Here is a 21,196-nt window from a genome sequence, read left to right on the forward strand (position 1 = left end):
CCTAGAGGTGTTTACTTTATGATACATTAGGTTCAATAGAAAAAATCCGGGGGTATCGGTACTGAAGTAGGTGATGCCATCTTGATTATCAAGCAGCTCTATATTGGAGCCCTTCTTTTTGGTGGTGAGTTTGGTTTGATGATATTTTGTCAGTTGACGTAACACTTATGTAACATTGCTTCGGTTGCAACACAACGACTGAGTCCATCAGATTTAGTAAGTAGTAAGCAGTTCACCGATATTTGGTAACTGTTTGTCAGATTTTCTTAGTCGGTCCTTAACGGATGACTTAATGTCTGGTATTTCTTTGTCCTTGATTGTGTGCTGTATTCCTTAACAGCCATTGTTCTGCATAATCCTTTTATAAACGATAACCTAGTAAAATCAACAAAAAAGAGCTGTCTATTTCGCTAATTCCTCCTAGGTATTAATACCTAGGAGGAATTAGCTGACAGCTTGTAAATGAAATCAAAAAACCTACTCTCTAAAGTTTTTGGAGTAGGTTTTTATTGTGTTTTCACAAGTTAAAATAAACTTTTTTAAGCAGTGTTATGCTTCTAATGCTGCACCAATAAAGCCATTAAAGATTGCTTGTGGACGGTTTGGACGCGAGATAAATTCTGGGTGGAATTGAGATGCCACAAAGAATGGATGATCTGGAATTTCAATGATTTCAACTAAATTGCCGTCTGGAGATGTTCCAGAGAAGATCATACCTGCTGCTTCGAATTCTTCACGGTAGGCATTGTTAAATTCCCAACGGTGACGGTGGCGTTCTTCCACTAGCGCTTCATTGTTGTATAATTCACGTACTTTAGAACCTTCTTTAAGGGCACATGGGTATAAACCTAAACGTTGCGTACCACCTAAGTTTTCTAGTCCTGATTGTGTTGTCATCAAGTCAATTACTGGATGTTCAGTATTTGGATTGATTTCTGTAGAGTTGGCATCAGTATATCCCAAGACGTTACGTGCAAACTCAATAGACGCTACTTGTAGACCTAAACAGATACCTTGGAATGGCACATTGTTTTCACGTGCATATTTGATTGCTTGGATTTTACCTTCAATACCACGATTTCCAAATCCACCTGGTACTAAGATACCGTCAGCATCACCTAGGATTTCTTGTACATTTTCTGCAGTAATGGTTTCAGAGTCGATCCAATCGATATCCACTTCAGCGTCATGCGCATATCCAGCGTGACGTAATGATTCGGCTACTGAAAGATAAGCATCTTGAAGAGAAACATATTTACCTACTAAAGCAATTTTCACTTTCTTAGATAGGTTTAGTACACGGTTTTCAAAGTTACGCCATTCACGCATATCAGCTTCTGGTGTTTCGTCAAGACCTAAAACTTCACATACTTTGTCATCTAACCCTTCTTGTTGTAGACGCAGTGGTAGAGTATAGATTGTTTCTACATCACGGTTTTCAATAACGGCATCTTCTTCAACATCACAGAATTGTGCGATTTTTGCAGTCATACCGTCTGGTAGTGGGTGCTCTGAACGTACCACCAAGATATTAGGTTGAATCCCCATACCACGTAATTCTTTAACAGAGTGTTGCGTAGGTTTTGTTTTCAATTCACCAGCTGCTGCAATATATGGTAGTAAAGTAGTGTGGATATAACAAACATTATCTGCACCAACTTGTGAACGCATTTGACGTAATGCTTCAACGAATGGTGTTGATTCAATATCCCCAACAGTACCACCAACCTCAGTAATCACGGCATCAGCGCCTGTTGTATCACCTGCACGTAAGATTTTATCTTTGATTGCGTCAGTGATGTGTGGAATTACTTGGACAGTTGCCCCTAAGTAGTCCCCACGACGTTCTTTATTGATCACTTCAGAGTAAATTTTACCAGTCGTTACGTTTGAATATTGATTTAAGTTGATATCAATAAAACGTTCATAGTGACCTAGGTCTAAGTCCGTTTCAGTTCCATCGTTTAATACAAATACTTCCCCGTGTTGATAAGGACTCATTGTACCTGGGTCAACGTTAATGTATGGATCAAATTTTTGAATGGTTACTTTTAAACCTCTATTTTTTAATAAACGTCCTAAAGATGCTGCCACTAAACCTTTACCGATTGAAGAAACTACCCCACCGGTTACAAAAATATACTTTGTCATGATAACCTTCCTTTTCTAAAAATTTTTATGCTTACAATAAGAAGGGAGATGCGAATAACTATTTCCTTAGAAAAAATAAAAAAATCCCTATCTTTCCTAGGAAAGACAGGGAGTAACGTGTTCATCTCACTTCAGTAACGAAACTAAAGTGCCCAAAAAGAATGATAATTCATTTACTTATTCGAGTCAAGGAAAAACAACATGTTTTTTTATAGAGATTTCGAAATCTTTGTTAGAAGTCTTCTTCGTCTTCCTCATCATCATCTTCATCGACTAAGCTAAGGTCGCCTTCAAGACCGTCTTCAAGATCGTCTTCTTCCTCATCGTCTCCTAATTCACCTAAATCAGAAGAGTAAGCTGAGATTTCGTCTTCCTCATCTTCATCATCATCGTAATCTTCTTCGTCTTCAACATAGTCCACATCTTCTGGGTCATCAGATGCATAATCAATTAAGTCTTCATCTTCAACAGAAGCCAATAGACTCTTACTACCTTTATGTTTAGCCTTGATCTCGTCATCATCAATTGACGAAATAATTTCTTCATCAATTGAATCAACTGCATACCACTCACGTAAGCCCCAACGATTTTCACCTAAAGAGATAAAACTACCGTCATAGTTCATTTCTGTATAAAAATTCGCCATTCTATTTTCTAATTCATCTTGTGGCATATTCAAGAAATCTTGAATTTCAGCTAATAAATCATTGAACTCGAATACATTATTCGTTTCTAATAAAATTTGGTATGCGACTTCAACCATTGATAACTGTTCTTTGTTTTGACCAGCAAATCCTTTTAATTCCACTACTAGTTCATCCTTTCGCCTTATAATCAACGCACTGTGATTAATCGTCTAGTATATCCATTATATATTACTACACATGAACCCTTGTTTGCAATTCGATTTGGTATTGACCAATCATTTCTTCTGATTGATATAAGTTGTATGCCACCCGGGCATTAAAGGTTTCCGCATCGTTTTGGTTTATAGTAAGTAAATTTAATTGTCCTTGGAAAGTAATTGCTTGCGTATCTGTCATATGGTAAAGGATATCTGTCTTTTTACCTTTGACCAAATGCATTGTCGTTTCTATACCATTCCCTTGACGGCGGATAGTCACTTTGTCGTTAGCTTCAAATTTTAAACGAACCGCTATGATATTTTCGGTGATTTTTTCTTCATATTCAACATAAATAGCCTCGCCTACTTCATAGTAATAACCATTCGTTTTCGTGGTGAATTCCTCTTGCACTTGTTGTCCATCACGATCTTGCTGGATATAGTTTTTAACCTTTAACTGAATTTCTTGTTTACCAGCATTTGCCATTTGGCAACCTCCTCTAAATTCATCATTGTATGCATATTTTACCCTCCCTATTCTAACATGATTCCCTAGGACTTCAAAGATTGTATGTTGGTGAAACCACCGCCAAATAGGGGAAATAGCTACTTTTATGTTACAATATAAGCAAATTAGTGGAAAGGACTTTCACATCATGTTTGATGTTTTTAAAACAAGCGACAAACCGCTAAATATGGCGGTCTATAAAGATATCACTAAAAATCAGGATGCCTATAATTTAAATGAGGCAGACCAAGTTTTACTGCCCTTTGCGGTAGACGATGCTATCCTAAATGCAATCAATCAAGGGAATTTTGAAGCTCCATTAGCTATTCATTTTTGGCCAACACGCCCAACAGTAATTCTTGGTGGCATGGATACTCGCTTACCCAAATTTAACCAGGCCATAACTTGGTTATATAAAAGCCAGAATATTTTACCGGTGGTACGTCCTGCTGGGGGACTAGCGGTAGTTTCAGACCCAAATGTCTTAAATGTAACCCTATTAATGGATACACAAAATCATGCCTTCACCATTGACCAAGCTTATGAATTCATTGTTGCCCTTCTACAAGAGATGATGGATGAATACGGACTTATATTAGAGGTCGGGGAAGTAGCAACATCGTACTGTCCAGGGAAATATGATGTATCGATTAATGAGCAAAAGGTAGCCGGCATCGCCCAACGTCGAATTGGGCATGCGGTAGGTATTTATCTTTACATGTCAATTACTGGTGATCAAACCAGTCGCGGACAATTAATCGCTGATATGTATCAAAAGGGACATGCGGACCAAGATGAAAAAGGGCGCTATCCTCAAGTTGATCCTAGTGTCATGGCGAATCTGTCTGACTTTTCAAACATTGATTCCGTTGAGCAATTTATGGAGCAATTGCTAGCAGTTATCGCTCATGCTGGTGTCAACTTAAGCGAAAGAAAACATAGCGAATTAGATACGGCGACATATATTGAGCGGATGCAAAAGCGCAACCAAGCGCTCTACGATATATTGGCTGACAAGTAGACAGGAATCGTTCTTTTTCACGTATAAATATAGTAAAGAAGCGTTTATTAAAGGAGGTTTTTATGAGTATTCTAGAGGCTAGTAAACGTATACCGGAGAAGGTCTTTCGAGATCCCGTACATGACTATATACATGTCCAACATCAAGTCATTATGGATTTAATTAATACTAAGGAAATGCAACGGCTTCGTCGAATTAAGCAGATGGGAACGGCTTCTTATACCTTCCACGGAGCAGAGCATTCTCGTTTTAGCCATTCTTTAGGTGTTTATGAGATTGCTCGAAAGATTTGTGATAAATTCGTACGTAATGATGCGGTAGAAGATGGTGGTGCTTGGGACGATAGTGAGCGACTGTTGGTTTTATGTGCCGCACTCTTACATGATATTGGTCATGGCCCATTCTCACATACTTTTGAAAATATTTTCGATACCGACCACGAAAAGATGACACAAGAAATTATTTTATCTGAAGCGACTGAAGTCAACCAGGTATTACGTAGTGTAGCAGCCGACTTCCCTAACCAAGTAGCTGCTGTGATTGATAAAACATATCCTAATCCGCAAGTAGTCCAGTTGATTTCTAGTCAAATTGATGCGGACCGAATGGACTACCTTTTACGTGATTCATATTTTTCTGGGACGAATTACGGTAATTTTGATTTGAGTAGGATCCTACGTGTGATGCAACCTTATGAGGACGGTATTCGCTTTGCTTATAATGGTATGCATGCTGTAGAAGATTATATTACTAGCCGTTACCAGATGTATATGCAAGTCTATTTTCATCCTGTATCAAGAGGTATGGAAATGTTACTACATCACTTGCTGAAACGAGCACAGGAGTTGTTCTTAACAAAAGATACTTTTATCAGTCGAGATACTTATGCACCTTTTCTAGAACCATTTTTCACTCAGGATTGGACACTTGAAGACTATCTGCGCTTAGATGATGGCGTCTTACAAACCTATTTCCAACACTGGGTTGTCTATGCAGAAGATCCCGTATTGCGGGACTTAGCTGACCGCTTCATCAACCGAAAACCATTTAAGTCAGTTACTTATAATGTAGACGAAAACCAAGCTGACCTTAAAACTTTAATTGATTTGGTTGGTAAATTAGGCTATGACATCCGTTATTACGTAGCGATGAATTCGCGTTTTGACTTACCATATGATTTCTACCGACCTAGTGCAGAGAAACCGCGCACTCAAATTGAATTGGTTGAGAAGAATGGCCATATGATTGAGCTATCACAAGCTTCTAGTTTGATTGCAGCTTTTACTGGACAGCAACGCGGTGATGAACGATTATTTCTACCAAACGAATTATTTTATGGGAAAAACCGCGATAACATTACCTTATTCGAACCAATCTTAAAACAGATTCACGCTATGACAAAAACAGGTACAATTACCCCATTGGATGAGAATTTACGAGACACATTGCTATAAAGAGATAGCAGGAGGCTTACATGTTAACTTTGTAAGCTTTTTCATTTATAATATTGATAATGGAGGTGGCAATATGGAAAATATTCGCTTATACAATGGTGTAGATATGCCCCAACTAGGTTTTGGTGTCTTTTTGATCAAAGACTATTCAGAATGTGAACGGTCCGTTGTAGATGCTTTGGCATCAGGATACCGGTCTATTGACACAGCCCAATTCTACCAAAATGAAGAGGCTGTCGGTTCAGGATTAGCAAAGTCAGATGTACCACGTGAAGAAATCTTCTTAACTACAAAAATTTGGCCAAGTGATTACGGAGAAGAGAAAACGTATGATGCTGTTTTAGGCTCTCTTAACCGCTTAGGGACTGATTATTTAGATTTAGTCTTATTACATCAGCCATTTGGTGATTACTTTGGTGCTTGGCGGGCCTTAGGAAAACATTACCGTCAAGGGATTATCCGGGCCATTGGAATATCCAACTTTTACCCTGGACGCTACCAAGATTTCGTACACTTTGTAGATATCAAGCCAATGGTCAACCAAGTGGAAACACATATTTTCTACCAACAAGAAGAATTACAAAGAGTGATGGCACCTTACGGAACTGTGCTTGAAGCTTGGGGTCCACTTGCACAAGGGAATCATGATTTCTTTAACCATGCAGAAATTAAAGCTATTGGTGACAAATACGGTAAATCTAATAGTCAAATTGGACTGCGATTCTTACTACAATCAGGTTATGTAGTGATTCCAAAAACTACCCATAAAAAACGAATGGATGAAAACTTTAATATCTTCGACTTTGAATTATCAAAAGATGATATGGCTAAGTTAAAAGCTTTAGATACTGGTCAGCCAAATCAACCCCCTCATTGGGATCCAGAAAGAGTCAAACAAATTCTAAGCAAATGAAATAAAGCGTAGAGAATGTCGTATTTCGGCCACATCCTCTACGCTTTTAAATAGTTGAATTATTTAAGCTACTTTCATTACAGGTTTTCTTGCTTCTGATCTTACTGGTGAATACTGTCTTGTAGGTATTAAAGCCAGTTTAAAGGCACTAAGAGAGGCTGGGACAAAAATGTCTCAGCCTCTCTTTGCTATATAAGAACGTTTATAATTTGGTTCCAAAAGTCAGCATTGTCCGAGACTGCCCAAATGTCTCCAATAACATTTCATTATTGTTCGGCTTTTAGTCTAGTACGTCAATTCTAAACGACTTTTGTCTCACCTCTTATGCATCATCCACTATATGTCTTGCATAAAGGCTGCCATCCTGTCCATAGCGACTGCGATATCCTCGTCGGATGCTGCATATGAGAAACGGAAGTAACCTTGACCTCCTGGTCCAAAAGCAGAGCCAGGAATGACACCAACTTTGGCTTTTCTTGCTAAATCTAAAACAAAGGTTTGGTCATCATCACCGTATTTAGCTGGTATACGAGGGAAGACGTAAAAGGCCCCTGCTGGATGCGGTATATCTATACCCATAGCAGACATTCGTTCTACAATCATCTTGCGGCGTCGATCATATGCTGCCTTCATCTCATCAATAGCTTGATCTCCATCATTATAAGCTGCGACACCAGCCCATTGGTCCGGCGTTGATACACACGTTACCATGGTTTGGAAAATTTTAAACATCTCTTCGTATAGGTGCGAAGGAATGTGTAAGAAACCAAGCCTAAAACCAGTCATCGCATAAGATTTTGATGCTCCTGCAAGTAAAATCGTCCGATCTGGTAACTCCTGTACCATTGAATAGTGATCATCTTCATAAACTAAATCGCCATATATTTCATCAGATAAAATATAGACATCCGGATATCTACGTAAAACATCCGCTAAAGCCTTTACTTGGTCTTTAGAGTAGCAAGTACCAGTAGGATTATTGGGATAGTTTAACATCAATAGTTTAACTTCAGGATGTGCTTGTAATTGACTTTCTAAAACTTCAGGTGTCAAGATGAAATCATCTAAAGAAGTGTCGACCTTAATGGTTTCCCCTCCAGAAAGAATAGAAGAATAGCCATATAAAGGGAAATATGGTGATGGAATCAACACTTTGTCCCCCGGATTTAGCAAGGTCATCATTGTAATCATAAACCCTTGACTTGCCCCTACCGTAATCATAATTTGTTGCCAGTTTAAGTCTAGTTGATGACGACGTTTGTAAAAGTGGGCAATCGCTTGTCGCAACTCCAGTAAACCATCCGAAGCTGCGTAATGGGTGTAGTTCTTATCCAAAGCTTCTTTCATTGCATCTTTGACAAATTCTGGCACATCAAAATTCGGCTCTCCAATGGTAAAAGACAACAAGTCAGGAATCGATGAAACCTGTACATCAAAAGCCCGAATTTCTGATGGTGTAATCTGCTTTAATCGCTCATTGATCATCATATCACTAAAATCCTTTCATTAATCTACAATTTTCCCAACCATATATTTCCTATATTGTAGCACTCATTCCGTTAAACCATGATGCTTTTTCTCAACCTATTGGTAAAAGGGCAATTCTTAAGCTTTAAAAATTACAAAAGATTTAAAAGCTACCGCTATGGGTCTGACTTTTGGTAGTATATAATGAAAAGGAAGTGCATTATAAGGGATGTGCTGACAAAAATGCTTCAGCCCTTTTTCTAAATCAATATATCAAGTGTAATAATGAGGAGTGTATACGATGGCACAACGAAGATATAATACGGATGCGGATGTGGACCAAATGCAAACTCTGCGGGCGGAAACACATAAAAAAGCCAATGCGCTATCGTCGGATATGCGATCCTTCTTCCAGGATTGTGAAGGGTATTTTTTAACGAGTGCTCCGGCGCAACTCGCAATTTATCAAGAATTATCAAAATTAGTAGACCGATTACAGGTAGCGGAATTAAGACAAATTTCAGCCGAAGAAGTGTTAGGCATGTCAGGGGAAGATTATTGTAAGTTAACCCTACGTCGTTTAAACGTTGAGCGTTATGATTTTAGCTTGTCTAAGTATGTTCCAGCAGTTTTATCTTTTATTATATTAACCTTAACCATTTATGCGACTTATATGTTTATCGCTGGCTTTGTTTGGTGGGGAGACTTTTCCTCAGCTATTCAGATGCCTGTAGCGGTGTCTATTCTGGGTTTGCCCTTACAAGTTTTCGTTATTTTTACAGCACTTTTCTTCTGGGTAACTTTCAAACGTCATACGTCTTTTGGCCGTAAATGGTACCAAGATTTTAATATACTATATTTATTGGCGGGTATATTTGCTAGTATACTAGTCTTCACCTTACCTTATATCATCCACACTTACCAAGTAGCACAAGTAAACTTCCCTGTTTGGTTGGTTTGGTTAGTGGCTGTTATTGCGGTTGCCCACTACTTCTTGGTAGCCCATTTTAATGTTGGTGATAAGGTAGATTCATGGATTTCAAACCGCGCTGCACAGACAACCTTAAGTGAAGATGATACTTACTCCCCAACACTGGGCACTTATCTAACCGGTCAACCTGGAAATGATGATAAGGATTTAACGCCTGTTCGGGAATTAGACCAAACACCCGAGAGTGAAGAAAAAACAGGGGTTTCTGATGAACCTATGCGCTTGAATAATTTGTGGAACACCATCATGTTAAAACGACCAATCATCAACCGAAAGACATACCGGGAGATGCAAGAGCGTCAAGAACGCGATGTAGTCTCTGATAAAGACGATAAAAAACATAAGGAAAATCAAAAAAATAATCAACGCCGCAAATAATGACGACAAATAGTAAAGGAGTTCGCTAAGTGAAGATAGCAGTAATAGGTGGCGGGATCGTTGGATCTACCGCTGCCTTTTATTTAACAAAAGACCATGAGGTCACTTTATATGATGATGGAACGGGACAAGCAACCAAGGCTGCTGCCGGAATTATCTGTCCGTGGTTCTCTAAGCGTCGTAACAAACCCTGGTATCGTCTCGCTAATGGCGGTGCGCACTTTTATCTGGATCTATTAAAGGATTTAGCGGACGCAGGTATCAACAGTCAGGCTTATCAACAAAAAACAACTTGGCTGTTAAAGAAGAAGGCGAAATTAATTGATGATTTAATGACCATTGCCGAAAAACGCCAAGAAGGCGCACCGTTAATCCAAGAAATTAACAAGTTATCCCCAAGTTATCAACAGGATAAATTTCCTTATTTCCATTATCAACATGACCTCATTGAAACGGATGGCGGTGCGGTAGTAGATGGTCATGATTTATGTCAGGATTTAATTGCCGCAGCGAATGGGGAAAATCTAAAAGTCGTGAATTGTCGGGCTGATTTAACTTTCTTATACGATGGTAAAGTTATGGTGAAAAATGACCAAGAAGTCTATGATACCGTGGTTTTAGCAACTGGTGCTTGGTTAGGTCAGGTGCTTGAACCCTTAGGATATCAAGTCGATATCCGCCCACAAAAGGGACAATTGGCGGTGATTGAAACTGACTGGGATACCCAACAATTGCCATTAATTATGCCTGAAGGTGAAGGCGACTTTATCCCCCATTTAGATGGCAAAATATTTGTAGGCGCCAGCCATGAAGATGATAAAGATTTTGACTTATCCACAGATCCCAGTCAATTAGAGGATATCTTTTCCACAATTTATCAACTGATCCCAGAACTGGCAACTTATCCAGTTACAGACTATAAAGTAGGTAGCCGTGCCTATAGCTCTGACTATGCACCCTTCTATGGTTCATTGCCTGACCGGCCAAATGTTTATCTGGCATCCGGCTTGGGTTCATCCGGTTTAACCACCGGCCCTTTGATTGCTAGAGAAATTGTCCGGATGATCAATCAGGAAACACCTCAGCTAGATCCCACTGACTATGCAGTAGAAAAATATATCCACATAAAATAAATAAAATCCCCTCTGACAAAAATCAGAGGGGATTTCTTCATTTCTAATATTGTGTATAACTTGTTAAAAAGGAATCCTAGCCACTAAAAAAGACGCAGACAAACGTCTACGCTTTCAAAGTTGTCATTAGGATAGTAACCAGAGCGTTGACGCTCACACTCATCCTTTATAGTCGAGTTCGTTCGACCAGCTCAAGTCCACTTCAGAATAGTTTGTTTCACACTTTGTGTGCTACGGCACTATTCTTCCAGTGTTGTTGAGCTTAACGGTCTCACTCTCATCCTTTATAGTCGAGCTCCAAATGTCAGACTCGTGCCACTTCAGGATTAGGCTGCGTGATTTTTAATCACTCCGTCTAATCCTTCCACTGTTACGAGTCTTAGCGACATTTGTCACATCCTTTATTTTTTGTTTTGTTCTTTTAGTAAGTCACGGATTTCTGTTAATAGTAATTCTTGGCTATCCACAAGTGCTACTTCGTCGTCTTCTTCAACGCTGTCTTCTTCATTATCGAACTGGCTCTTCAATGTTGCTACTGCTTTCATCACAAAGAACAATACCAATGCGATGATTAAGAAAGTGATCACTGCTTGGATGAAGTTACCTATTGTTAATACAGCTGAACCTAATTGAACTGTGATAGAAGTAAAGTCTGTTGACCCCAAAAACAATCCAACAAATGGCATAATAATATCACTTACTAATGAGTTCACGATAGCAGTAAAGGCAGTCGCCATTACAACCCCGATAGCCATGTCTAAAACGTTACCTTTAGCGATAAAATCGCGGAATTCTTTAATCATTTCATTTCCTCCCTAATATAACATATACTTAATACACACTCTGTTATTAAACCATAATGGTCTTTTCTTGTAAAAAAATAGCCTAAAATCATACAAAAAAAGTACAATTTTAGGCTAAATATTATAATATTGTATTAAAAATGTACGAAATTAATGATACCTAAAGCGATCATCAAGCAAGATACCGCTAGATGTAATTTTCGGTGCATGAAAATAATAGCTACAAATTCACGCACCCAATTTAATAATCGCTCCATCATCATAGCCTGAGCACCTACACCAGACATTTGATATAAGCCTTCCATATTGGCATAAAGTTGACTACGGTATAAATGATATGAAGAGGTAACAAAAACCGCCTTGGTCGTTTTCAACTGTTTCGTATTGGCTTGTATAATACCTTTAGCATAGATGAAATTCTCATGCGTATTACGTGCTTGGTCTTCAAGTATGATCGTTTCAGGTGGCACTCCATGGTCCACCAAGTAATCAGCCATAATCCGTGCTTCACTCACATGAGACTCCGCCCCAGTTGACGTTCCACTCACAATAATGCGGGGGACGGTCTGATATTGGAACCGTTGCCTTTCAATATAATCTATCGCCATATCCAAACGACTTTCTAAAACACTAGAAGGCTTTCCTTCCCTAGATAGTTGTTCGCCTAGAATAATCACAAAATCCTGTTGGCCCTCATCCTCAAGTAAGGTCAGACGCAAGGTGACCACCAAATAATTGACAAAAGCTAGTACGAAATAGGCCATTGCAAATTGAAAAACTGTCATCACTTCTTGATGAGAAAAAGGGGCATAAAAGAAGCTTGCCATATATTGAAAGACTGTGCCACCAACCAATAAGACAGCTAATAGTAAACCAATTGTCAACTGCAACTTAGACTTTTCAACTCGGTAAACTTTTAAGGCATAGGAAACCATTCCAATCCCAAAAATCATGGTAAATAGGGGTGCGAGTAACCGCACATAGCGGTCTAACCAATAAAAGGCATGTTGAAACAGCGGATGGTTATTAAAAGTCGGGTCGTTTAAAATCGCTAAAAATAGCATAATAAAACCCGCTAAAAATAGAAAGTTATCCACCAAATTACGCGGTGCAATAACGAGAATAACTATGCCAACAAGAAAACATGTTAGCGCTATGAGATATGGAATCATAAAGCCTCCTATATTTCGTGGTAAGCTGCATATACTTCCCGCTTATTGATACCCGTTTGTTTAGCAACTTGTTTAATCGCATCCTTTGTCGACAAGTCTTTTTGACCCATCCACCAGTCTACTTGTTCTTTTAAGGACATCTCTTCTGAAGCATTCTGTAACATGGTCGCTTCAGTTATTGGCGCATCGTTACCGGCGATGTAGAAGCAAATTTCCCCTTTAATTGGTCCATTTTGAGCGAAATGTATCGCCAGCTCATCAAGGGTGCCACGATTAAATTCTTCAAACTTCTTGGTCAATTCCCGTACCACAACCGCGCGCCGGTCAGGACCAAAGGCGTCTCTTAAATCCTCAAGGGTTTGCACTAACCGGTAGGGTGATTCATAAAACATCATCGTATACGGAAAATTCACCAAGTCATCTAAGAAGGCCTTTTTCTCAGATTTCTTACGAGGTAAAAAACCAATAAATGCGAACTGGTCGGTATCTAGCCCGGACGCAATAAGTCCAGTCAAGGCTGCATTAGCTCCAGGTAGTGGCACCACACGAATGCCTTCAGCGATTGCAGCTTGCGCTAATTCAAAACCTGGATCTGAAATAGCAGGCATACCAGCATCCGATACCTGAGCTAAATGCTGCCCTTTTTTGAGCAAATCTAAAATTTGTGGAATCCGCGTCTGACTATTGTGTTGGTGGTAGGACATCTGCCCCGTCGTCACCTCAAAATGGTTGAGCAACTTTTGCGTATTTCGCGTATCCTCCGCCAAAATCATATCCACCGATTTCAAGGTATTGACTGCACGAAAAGTCATATCCTCCAAATTACCAATCGGCGTCGGCACCAAATACAAGGTCCCAAACCCTTCATTCTCCTGTTTTGTAAATGAATGTTGTACCTGAACCATGCCCTCACTCCTCATTCTTATCCGTCACTACTTCTTCTGGTAAAAAGGGTAAACTGCCCTCTAAGCTATCAGCCACCCGGTCCGTCCACATGTTTGGTGGCCAAACTTGGTTGACGCCCTTTTCTTTAAGGAAGGCTTTCTTTTGACTGCGGGTTAGCTGTTTAAACCAATACTCTGCTGACATCGCCCGCGACTTTGATGTAAACGGCTTGCTATAGACCATATGTACTGGCCTGCGTCCCTTCGCTTGAGTATACTTGGCACCCTTTCCTTGATTGTGCACCTTTTCTCGACGATCTGGATCCGTCGTATAGCCTGTGTAAAGCGTATTATCACTGCAAGCTAGCACGTAGAAATAGTGCCATTTTTCTGACTTATTCGCCATAAATTAACTGTCTCATCTCCGGTGTATATTCATCAGAAACGGTTTGGGTATAGAAAGGTGGCAAGACCCGAAGTCCTTTATCATGACCATCTTTCATGAATTCTAATAAAATTGTTTTGGCTTCTTTACCTGGTTTAGGATAGATAAACTGCAGCCGCTTCAATGTTAAATGATACTGGCTACCAAGTACGATCAATTCACTCAACCGCTCCGGACGATGGACGATATATAGCTTGCCTCGATTGCGTAAGACGAATTGTGCTTGCTTGAAAATATCTTCTGCTGTCATGGCCACTTCATGACGCGCTAAGGTTTTCGCATCTAGTAAATTGACCTTAGAGTCTTCATATTTTTTAAAATATGGTGGATTACAAGTCACTACATCCACAGAATCCTTTTTAAAAACGTCGCGGACAGTTTTTAAATCCATCTGGTGAATCCTAATTTTATCAGATAGGTCATTGTGGACCATAGACCGTTTCGCCATATCCGCTACTTGGGGTTGGATTTCGATGCCATGAATCTGCGTTTTATCGTTGGTTTTGGCTGATAACAATAAAGGAATGACCCCATTACCCGAACAAAAGTCAATGACCTGCTTCACACGACTCGAAGACACTTGGGCGAAATGCGCCAATAAAATGGCGTCTACTGAAAAGGAGAAGGTCAGGTCACTTTGAATAATTTCAAGATTTTGTGGAATTAAGGCATCTAACCGTTCGCCTGCTCGTAATAAGGATGTCTCCATTAGCCTTGATTCTCCTCACCAGCACGCTCACCATACAGAATATCTAAACAGAACATGCACTGTTCGTCATTTCCTCGGCGTTGACCGTAGGAAATATTACAAATATGGAAGCCATCTTCGTAGATATTCATAAGATTTTGACGGGCTTTTGACATCACCTGTGGTGTATCCTCGCCAGCAGGTTCATCTGTTTTCGCAGTATTTTGCGATAAACTATCGTTTAATTCCGTTAACTCTTGTACCCGTTCACGTAAATAAAAATTTTCCATTTTCAAGTTGTGGGAGGAAATCAATAATTTGTCCCATTCTTCATTGATAGCATCAATTTTTTCAATCATCCCCTGCAATTCACTTTTCAATGCAGTAATTTCTTCTGCTACATGATGTTCATCCACGTTCCCGCACCTACTTTCTACTAGTCATCCTATACCTATTTAGCCAAAGCTTATTTAAGCATCCAATCATTTCCATTAAAACGCAATATCTACGCTTTTCCACTCTCCATGATACCATATGATGTGGCTAACCTAAATGAAAACTTTATTTTCAACTAGCGTCAATTATAGCACACCTGTTCGGTTTTTGATGATTAATTACCCTAAGGCCATCTTAAAAAAGAATATTTCGCTGAAGTACTAGCAAGTTAAACCTGAGCAGTATAATTTATTTACCTAAACGATTAAACTCAGCTATGCTAAAATAAAGACAATGAATCGACAAAAAATTTCCAACGAACGGAGTTTCACTCATGCAAGATTTTACCTTTGATAATATGTTTACCCTCGCTGATACCTACGATGAAACCGAATTGTACTATTTCATTGGTAATCGCAAGGTCCCTAGCATGTATAGTAACAATAAAATCGTCCTCGATTTTGTCCCTACAGCTGAAGAATTAGATATTCTAGAAGACAATTTCCTAGATTATGCATATGACTTAAACCTTGCTTACTACAGCTTTGTACTACCTATGAATCAACCACTAGCCCCAGACCTATTCGCTTCAATCGGTGAAGTGGGCTACGAAATTTCACTAACCAAGTTGATGGTGCTAGATCCAGCTGACTTCAAAGGGACAACCAAAGCCAAAGATACCTACGGCGACCGTCTCGTCTTAAAAGAAGTAGATGCTTCTATTGAACAAGACTACTTTAATTTCAACCAAGTTTTTGATAAAGCGATTGATGACTCAGGCCAATTTGCAGCACAAAAGTTAAATTATTACCCATGGTTTTTAGCGGAAAATAATACCACTGCGCTAGCTGTTTACATCGATGACAAATTAGTCGCTATTACAGATATTATCCGCTTAGCACATGCCTATGAAATTGATAATTTTCAAGTCTTAGATGATTACCAGCGTCAAGGAATCGGTTCACTCATCCAACAATGGGTATGTAATAAAGCCCTAGCTGAAGGTAAAATGGTTATTCTTGCTGCTGATGCTGACGATACCCCTTATGATATGTATGTAAAACAAGGCTACCAAGACCAGGGTATGCAAATTGGGCTCAATCGAAAAATCGAAGCCCCTATCATTGAAGACATCCAAACTTATCAAGCTGACCCAGTTGCTTATATGCTTGATAATGCTAATTTTGATGACTTTGATGACTTTGATGAGTTTGAAGCATTTGAAGACGAATAGAAGAAGTATTATGTCCCCCTTAAAGGTATTAAACTTTCAATCTACTAGAGCGAATGCATATCAATAAAGGGGGGTTCGTGTATATTTAAGCACATATCGTCACCCTTATAAAAATAACAGTTGACAATGAAAGTTTAACTTGCTAATCTAATGCTTATATCAAAAGAAAGGACATATGTCATGACAGTTAAAGCAAAGTTACTGGCTTACCTATTAGATCATCCTGGACATTTTCATACTGGACCAGAATTAGCCGACCACTTCCAAGTCAGCCGCAACGCTATTTGGAAAGCTGTAAAGCAACTAGAAACTGAAGGATATGGAATTATCCGTCACCCTAAAGATGGCTATGCCTTAGAAAACCTAAATCATGCCATTGATCCTAACCAAATTCGCCATGGCTTACAAAAAGTTTGGCCTGAATTAAAGGTATACTACCAAGAATCTACCACGTCAACCAATGACCTTGGCCGTAAACATGCAGCAGATCATCCTAACCAACCCGCTCTATTTATTTCGAGCGAGCAAACAGCTGGACGTGGCCGTCGCGGTCGATCTTTTTATTCATCGCTTAGCCAAGGACTTTACTTCTCATTAGTGATGACGCCACCAAGTGGTGCCAATAATGAACTGGTCGCTTCAATGACGATTGCTTCTGCTTCAGCCTATGCAGAAACATTATCAAGCTATTTATCTGATGATGTTATGATTAAGTGGGTGAATGACCTATTTTATCAAGGGAAAAAGGTTGTCGGTATCCTAACCGAAGCAACTTTTGATATGGAAAGCCAGACCATTTCTCATCTGGTACTAGGGATTGGGTCTAACCTTGCGGGTGACTTTGCCAAAGAAAATGCAGAAAATCAAACTGTTGCAGGTACCTTATTTGGACCACAATTACCAGGAACATTTAATACGAACGATTTAATTACAAACTTTGTCATTAAGTTTAAATCTTACTATGATGACTTATCTAGCCTGGCTTTCCTTGACTATTACCGTAGTCACTTATTAGGTAAAAACCAGTGGGTGAACTATACAGAAAATCACAAAAACTACCGTGGTAAAATCCTTGATGTAACAGATCTTGGTCATCTTTCAATCGAAACACCAGAAGGTAAAGTGCGAACCCTTGTATCTGGTGAAGTATCTTTCTCTAGTCAGCAATTCGCTGACCAATAACGCACTTAAACTTAACTATAGCAACAACTTTTGGATGTGTGATCATTTAGCACACATCCATATAAAAAATAAATGGTCAACCATAAATAAAATATAGTTGACTCAATTAAAAGGAGAACAATATGACAAAATCATCTACTTACTATTGGATACTTTCAGCACTTATGAGTGTTATTACATTCATCGCTTCCTATGTTGTTGTACCGTTCGGTGCAATTCCTTTCACGCTACAAACCTTAGCCGTTATTTTAACAGGTTTATTACTACCGAGAAAATATGCAGCAGTGGCTATGCTTTTAAACGCTATTCTTTTATTTATGTTTAAAGGTGCCTTTATTTACAGCCCTTCTTTTGGTTTTATCATCGGTTTTATTGCGGCTATGTTTTTTGCTAGTCAAAATCCAGCACTTGAAAAAGGTTGGAAAGCATTAACTATTCGTGCAATTGTGATGAATGTCATCATATTTTTATGCGGTTTAACATATATGTACTTGGCACTAAACTTCTTACTAGATTCACCAATCACTTGGATGCAAACACTTATGTCAGGTATGATTATCTTCCTACCGACTGATATCATTAAAAATATAGTAGCCATTTACCTTGCTTTAGTCTTGAAAAAACGATTAGTCCTATAGAAGTTAGCATACTTATTCAATCAAAAGGCCGTGACTTTATCGTCTCGGCTCTTTTGATGATACTATATGCGAATTTGATCTTTCACCATTCTGACTATCTTGTGATACTGAAATAGTAAAGATCGTTTGATAACAAGCTAATTCATCTCGATGCATTTTAGCGAATGGTGGATCAAATAATTCAAAGACTTGAATGGCCTTATGACACTTGCTTAACCCTTCATCCGACTGACCTTCAATCATTTGAATAAGCCCATCTAAAAATAAGAGTCTATTTTTGAAATAATAAGCATTTGTGCTAAGTTCAGGTTGGACTTTAGCTACGATATCTTTCACTTCTTCAGTCCGCCCCGACCGTAAACGGTCAAAACACACATTAATTAGAATGCTGAGCAAGTGATTTTTGATAACATCAGTCTCTTGTAGCGTAGGCAGTTTTTTGACCATTTCATAGACTAATAAGTCCTGCAAAGACATTGTGAGTCCTCTAAGGGAATTCCCTAATAAAATCACTTCATAAGTTGTCCAGATTGAACAATTCAAAATGTAGTCACTAATAGCCTCTTTATCTGCTTCAGCAATCTCAACCTCAGTTAAATCGTTGAGTAAAAGTTTCGTCATAATAGCATTATACCTAAATAACACCTGGTTGGTTTCAAGGTACAACTTTTCATGGGTTTGAATAATCATTTTCAAAGCATCAATATCACCTTGTTTATAGGCACTATCAATTTCTTCAATATATAATTTATATGGGCTATCGAATTTTTCAATAGCAGCAATAAATTCTGAAAAGGATATGCCTAAGTTATGAACTAAGTTCACCAAATGATGAATTGTAATACTAGATTCACCACGCTCAAACTTTGAGAGTTGGGAATAAGAAATCTCTCCCGTGGTCGCATCCTTTAAGGTTAAACCCCGCTCCGTTCTTAAATCTCTATATATTGAACCAATGTTCACGCTGTTGCTCCTTTGTAATATATGACAATAAATAAAATTTCTCGTATAATTCTGCTATATTTTAACAAAAAGGAGACGAAATCATGAAACAAAAGATCTTATCTTTACTAACAACTATCTCTATTTTTGGTATTATCGGTGTCTTATAAAGATTTAAGCCTATTGTTTCCAATAGGCTAGCACCATATATTCCATAGCGGATTGTACACTCACATTTGATTGAATCATCCGTTGTGCTTGCCCTACTAAATGTAGGGCTTTTGTTGCTTCTTCGACCGTAATCTTAGCCAGTATTCCTTGATAGGCCTCAAAATTATTAGGAAACACCATCTGGTCTTGATTGCTTTGTCCTTGATCCGCATGTAGCAATAGATAGAGTAAATCATGAAAATGAAAAGCTACAAGATTAAGGGCTTGAATGATATCTGCTCTACCCTTGGGACCCTTCATCCAGTCTGATGCTACCATGGTTAGACCTCGAGGGTCTTTTTTCACGATTAAATCAACCCATTGCATAGACCAGGTCAAACGTTGTTGGAAATCTTCATCCCAAGCCAAGGCAACTGCCTCGTCGATATCATTGGTCAAGGCAGTCAAAGTGGTCGCCATACTTGGTTTAATCCCAGCTTCTTCAAATAAAGCTTTTAAACTTACCTGATTCAGTTGGGGAAAATGAATCATCTGGCAACGAGAAACAATGGTTGATAAGATAGCATCTCTATTATTGGTTAAAAGGAAGATAAAGACATTTTCATGCGGTTCTTCAATGAATTTTAATAGTGAATTAGCTGCATTTACAGTCATTTTCTCTGCTTCATGAATGATAAATATTTGGTTGTCTCCTTCAAGTGAAGACATAGACAACCGCTCTTTCAAATCTCTGGTCTGATCAATTTTTATGGTATTGCCGTCTGGCTCAATATGGAAAACATCTGGATAATCAGCAGACAGAATCCTGCGACAATGGTTACAAGTGCCACAAGGGATCCCTTGGTTATCAGGATTTAAACAATTTAAATAAGCTGCTAAATAAAGTGCCATATCTTCTTGACCAGCGCCGACCATCCCTTCAAAAATATAGGCATGACCAAGGCGATTATTGACGAGTACCCTGTCCATCATAGCGGTTAAATCAGCTTGTTTTCTAGCGATATCAAAATGTTCATGTGCCATAGATGGACTCCTTCCAATTGTTTTATCAGTATCTAAAGAAATAATTGTGGAAAATGCTTTTCTAAAATTGCCAGCGCTTGTATTTGCATACTTTCTGGATCTTGGCGAGCGTCAATTACCTGAATACGGTCTGGGAAACGATCTTTCAAGACAGTATACCCTTTATGCACACGTTGGTGGAAATCAATGGCTTCTACATCCAAACGGTTTTGTTCCGATTGACTACGGTTAGCTTGAATGCGTCGAATTCCTTCTTCAGCAGTAATATCTAAATATAAAGTAAGATCTGGTTGGCGACCATCAGTTGCGAATTGATTAATGGCTATAATACCCTCTTCACCAATTTCACGACCATAACCTTGATAGGCAATCGAAGAATCTACAAAACGGTCACATAAAACCATTTGTCCAGCTTCTAGCGCCGGAATTACCGTATGCATCAAATGTTGACGACGACTCGCTGCATATAATAGTGCCTCAGCCCGGGCATCTAAAGCTACATTTTCCGGATGCAAAATGACACCTCTAATTTGTTCAGCAATCGGGTCGCCACCTGGCTCGCGTGTCAGCTTTAACGGCACAGCCAACTTTGCCTCAAGTTTTTTTGTTAGTCCTTGAATTAAGGTTGTTTTACCAGCGCCATCTGGCCCTTCAACTGTGATAAATTTACCAGCAAATGTTTGTGTATCCATGAGGTCTCCTTCAAATCTGTTGTTCGT

21 protein-coding genes are annotated in these 21,196 nt (G+C 39.0%); 8 read left to right on the forward strand and 13 right to left on the reverse strand.

From position 1 onward, the window contains the following. Positions 1–549: 549 nt before the first annotated feature. From CJ191_RS04405 to CJ191_RS04415, 3 genes are all read right to left on the reverse strand, one after another. On the reverse strand, positions 550–2,151 hold the full coding sequence (locus CJ191_RS04405; protein WP_102199093.1) for a CTP synthase: 1,602 nt from the start codon (positions 2,149–2,151) through the stop codon (positions 550–552). Between the two features lie 232 nt (positions 2,152–2,383). Beyond that, positions 2,384–2,959 carry a DNA-directed RNA polymerase subunit delta gene (rpoE, locus tag CJ191_RS04410; protein ID WP_070467210.1) on the reverse strand — a complete coding sequence of 192 codons (576 nt, stop codon included), beginning with the start codon at positions 2,957–2,959 and terminating at the stop codon, positions 2,384–2,386. 70 nt (positions 2,960–3,029) lie between these two features. Further along, complete coding sequence (locus CJ191_RS04415) at positions 3,030–3,482, reverse strand: DUF1934 domain-containing protein (RefSeq protein ID WP_102199094.1); 453 nt, start codon at positions 3,480–3,482, stop codon at positions 3,030–3,032. Positions 3,483–3,651: 169 nt separating this feature from the next. On the opposite strand from CJ191_RS04415, the gene CJ191_RS04420 reads away from it, so the two are divergent. From CJ191_RS04420 to CJ191_RS04430, 3 genes are all read left to right on the forward strand, one after another. After that, the gene (locus CJ191_RS04420) at positions 3,652–4,524 is read left to right on the forward strand and encodes a lipoate--protein ligase family protein (RefSeq protein ID WP_257994123.1); all 873 of its coding nucleotides are present in this window, start codon (positions 3,652–3,654) and stop codon (positions 4,522–4,524) included. A 62-nt stretch (positions 4,525–4,586) separates the two neighbouring features. Further along, positions 4,587–5,978: an HD domain-containing protein gene (locus CJ191_RS04425; RefSeq protein ID WP_070467215.1), complete on the forward strand. Its 1,392-nt coding sequence runs from the start codon at positions 4,587–4,589 to the stop codon at positions 5,976–5,978. 73 nt (positions 5,979–6,051) lie between these two features. Next, positions 6,052–6,891: an aldo/keto reductase gene (locus CJ191_RS04430; RefSeq protein ID WP_102199096.1), complete on the forward strand. Its 840-nt coding sequence runs from the start codon at positions 6,052–6,054 to the stop codon at positions 6,889–6,891. Positions 6,892–7,227: 336 nt separating this feature from the next. Here the strand turns inward: CJ191_RS04430 and CJ191_RS04435 are convergent, their stop codons facing one another. After that, positions 7,228–8,379 (reverse strand): pyridoxal phosphate-dependent aminotransferase, encoded by a 1,152-nt coding sequence (locus tag CJ191_RS04435; protein WP_102199097.1) that lies wholly within the window; start codon positions 8,377–8,379, stop codon positions 7,228–7,230. A gap of 280 nt (positions 8,380–8,659) precedes the next feature. Between CJ191_RS04435 and CJ191_RS04440 the strand changes: the two genes are divergently transcribed. Both CJ191_RS04440 and CJ191_RS04445 read left to right on the forward strand, forming a co-directional pair. Further along, positions 8,660–9,727: a YIP1 family protein gene (locus tag CJ191_RS04440; protein ID WP_070467221.1), complete on the forward strand. Its 1,068-nt coding sequence runs from the start codon at positions 8,660–8,662 to the stop codon at positions 9,725–9,727. A gap of 29 nt (positions 9,728–9,756) precedes the next feature. Continuing rightward, a complete protein-coding gene (locus CJ191_RS04445) occupies positions 9,757–10,860 on the forward strand; it encodes an NAD(P)/FAD-dependent oxidoreductase (protein WP_070467222.1) in 1,104 nt (367 codons plus the stop codon). 401 nt (positions 10,861–11,261) lie between these two features. Here the strand turns inward: CJ191_RS04445 and mscL are convergent, their stop codons facing one another. From mscL to CJ191_RS04475, 6 genes are all read right to left on the reverse strand, one after another. Continuing rightward, positions 11,262–11,663, reverse strand: coding sequence for a large conductance mechanosensitive channel protein MscL (gene mscL, locus CJ191_RS04450; RefSeq protein WP_102199098.1), 402 nt, complete (start codon positions 11,661–11,663; stop codon positions 11,262–11,264). Between the two features lie 134 nt (positions 11,664–11,797). After that, complete coding sequence (locus CJ191_RS04455) at positions 11,798–12,835, reverse strand: YdcF family protein (RefSeq protein ID WP_070467226.1); 1,038 nt, start codon at positions 12,833–12,835, stop codon at positions 11,798–11,800. An 8-nt stretch (positions 12,836–12,843) separates the two neighbouring features. Then, a complete protein-coding gene (gene rsmI / locus CJ191_RS04460; protein ID WP_102199099.1) occupies positions 12,844–13,740 on the reverse strand; it encodes a 16S rRNA (cytidine(1402)-2'-O)-methyltransferase in 897 nt (298 codons plus the stop codon). 4 nt (positions 13,741–13,744) lie between these two features. Next, positions 13,745–14,125 carry a GIY-YIG nuclease family protein gene (locus CJ191_RS04465; RefSeq protein WP_070467230.1) on the reverse strand — a complete coding sequence of 127 codons (381 nt, stop codon included), beginning with the start codon at positions 14,123–14,125 and terminating at the stop codon, positions 13,745–13,747. Continuing rightward, complete coding sequence (locus CJ191_RS04470) at positions 14,115–14,873, reverse strand: tRNA1(Val) (adenine(37)-N6)-methyltransferase (protein WP_070467231.1); 759 nt, start codon at positions 14,871–14,873, stop codon at positions 14,115–14,117. Before CJ191_RS04470 ends, CJ191_RS04465 begins: the two co-directional genes overlap by 11 nt. Next, positions 14,873–15,268 carry an initiation-control protein YabA gene (locus tag CJ191_RS04475; protein WP_102199100.1) on the reverse strand — a complete coding sequence of 132 codons (396 nt, stop codon included), beginning with the start codon at positions 15,266–15,268 and terminating at the stop codon, positions 14,873–14,875. Before CJ191_RS04475 ends, CJ191_RS04470 begins: the two co-directional genes overlap by 1 nt. A 353-nt stretch (positions 15,269–15,621) precedes the next feature. Between CJ191_RS04475 and CJ191_RS04480 the strand changes: the two genes are divergently transcribed. From CJ191_RS04480 to CJ191_RS04490, 3 genes are all read left to right on the forward strand, one after another. Continuing rightward, positions 15,622–16,521, forward strand: a complete 900-nt coding sequence (locus CJ191_RS04480; protein WP_070467235.1) for a GNAT family N-acetyltransferase — start codon at positions 15,622–15,624, stop codon at positions 16,519–16,521. 180 nt (positions 16,522–16,701) lie between these two features. Continuing rightward, positions 16,702–17,703 carry a biotin--[acetyl-CoA-carboxylase] ligase gene (locus CJ191_RS04485; RefSeq protein WP_102199101.1) on the forward strand — a complete coding sequence of 334 codons (1,002 nt, stop codon included), beginning with the start codon at positions 16,702–16,704 and terminating at the stop codon, positions 17,701–17,703. A gap of 122 nt (positions 17,704–17,825) precedes the next feature. Next, on the forward strand, positions 17,826–18,341 hold the full coding sequence (locus CJ191_RS04490) for a biotin transporter BioY (RefSeq protein ID WP_102199102.1): 516 nt from the start codon (positions 17,826–17,828) through the stop codon (positions 18,339–18,341). A gap of 36 nt (positions 18,342–18,377) precedes the next feature. Here the strand turns inward: CJ191_RS04490 and CJ191_RS04495 are convergent, their stop codons facing one another. The 3 genes from CJ191_RS04495 to tmk all read right to left on the reverse strand — a co-directional run bounded on the left by CJ191_RS04495 (position 18,378) and on the right by tmk (position 21,169). Beyond that, the gene (locus tag CJ191_RS04495; protein WP_102199103.1) at positions 18,378–19,304 is read right to left on the reverse strand and encodes a helix-turn-helix domain-containing protein; all 927 of its coding nucleotides are present in this window, start codon (positions 19,302–19,304) and stop codon (positions 18,378–18,380) included. A 159-nt stretch (positions 19,305–19,463) separates the two neighbouring features. Continuing rightward, a complete protein-coding gene (holB, locus tag CJ191_RS04500) occupies positions 19,464–20,477 on the reverse strand; it encodes a DNA polymerase III subunit delta' (protein WP_102199104.1) in 1,014 nt (337 codons plus the stop codon). 32 nt (positions 20,478–20,509) lie between these two features. Further along, positions 20,510–21,169, reverse strand: a complete 660-nt coding sequence (tmk, locus tag CJ191_RS04505) for a dTMP kinase (protein WP_102199105.1) — start codon at positions 21,167–21,169, stop codon at positions 20,510–20,512. Positions 21,170–21,196 lie beyond the last annotated feature (27 nt).

Origin of the sequence: Aerococcus viridans (assembly GCF_002871935.1) — a bacterium.
In the GTDB taxonomy this organism is placed as follows: domain Bacteria; phylum Bacillota; class Bacilli; order Lactobacillales; family Aerococcaceae; genus Aerococcus; species Aerococcus viridans_B.